This window comes from Vibrio sp. MMG023, assembly GCF_021654215.1.
In the GTDB taxonomy this organism is placed as follows: Bacteria; Pseudomonadota; Gammaproteobacteria; order Enterobacterales; family Vibrionaceae; genus Vibrio; species Vibrio jasicida.
Map to the genome: position 1 here is coordinate 1 of NZ_JAKFZP010000029.1, position 1,358 is coordinate 1,358.

Here is a 1,358-nt window from a genome sequence, read left to right on the forward strand (position 1 = left end):
ACCTGATAAATCATCTTCGTCTACAGCCAGAGGCACAACATTATCGATGATTGGCGCATCATCCGTGATCGTGACTGGAATGGTTGCCGAAGTTGTATCACCATCAAAATCGGTGGCAATAATAGGGAAATCAAACGTCAGGCTATCGCTGTTGGCGGCATGGTCAATCGGGCCTTGCAGCGTAAAGTCGTACGTACCATCTGTTGCTACATTCAACGTGAAGACAGGATTGCCGTCTGCGGTCGCAACATAGGTAAAGCTGCCGTCACCATTCGCGGTTTCCACCAAGGTAATCGCCTCACCCTGAGACGTTAGCCCCGCAACAGGATCAGCGGTTGAATCCAGTTGATAGCTCACCACTCGGTCAGAGCCTTGAGTGGTGGTAAACGCACCTTCAACGAACAGATCGCCGCCAGGGTCGGAACCCACACCGGTAAGGTCATCTTCATCGACACTTAACGCATCCACCGCTGTGATGGTCGGTACATCATCAACAATCGTGACTGGAATGGTTTCTGTGACGGTGTCGCCATCAAAGTCGGTTGCGATAATTGGGAAGTTCAGTGTCAGCTCATCACTATCAACAGCGTGATCAATTGGCCCTTCAAGCGTGAAGTTATATGAGCCATCAGTATTCACTGTCAGCGTAAAGACCGCATCAGAGCCCGCTGTTGCTTCATAGGTAAAACTGCCATCACCATTTACGGTTTCTGTTAGCGTTACCGCTACACCCTGCGATGTTAAACCGTCAACTGGTGTTGATGTGCCATCGAGTTGGTAGCTCACCACTCGGTCTGAACCTTGTGTGGTGGTGAAGTTACCATCAATAGAAATTGGATTGCTTTGGTCTGAGCCAATTGAAGCTAGATCATCTTCATCAACCGTAATGGCGTCGACGTCAGTAATCACTGGCTTATCGTCCACGATCGTCACAGGGATCGTGGCGTTTGTGGTATCACCATCAAAGTCGGTCGCGATGATTGGGAAGTTGAGCGTCAACTCATCGCTATCTACTGCGTGGTCGATTGGCCCTTCAAGCGTGAAGTTATAAGAGCCATCAGTGTTCACTGTCAGCGTAAAGACCGCTTCAGAGCCCGCTGTCGCCTCGTAAGTAAAGCTGCCATCAGCGTTTGCGGTTTCAATCAGCGTGACTGCCACGCCTTGTGATGTGAGTCCAGCCACTGGTGTTGCAGAAGCATCGAGCTGATAGCTCACCACCCGATCAGAGCCTTGTGTGGTGGTGAAGTTGCCATCGATTGAAATCGGGTCAGTCTGATCTGAGCCAATCGTACCTAAATCATCTTCATCAACGGTAATCGCATCGACATCGGTAATGGTCGGCTTATCATCCACGATGA

General features: G+C 50.1%; 1 protein-coding gene. It reads right to left on the minus strand.

Annotated features, from left to right (window positions below; translation table 11 throughout):
• Positions 1-1,358: VCBS domain-containing protein (locus L1076_RS26825; RefSeq protein ID WP_237304877.1), on the minus strand; the 1,358-nt coding region annotated here is incomplete at both ends.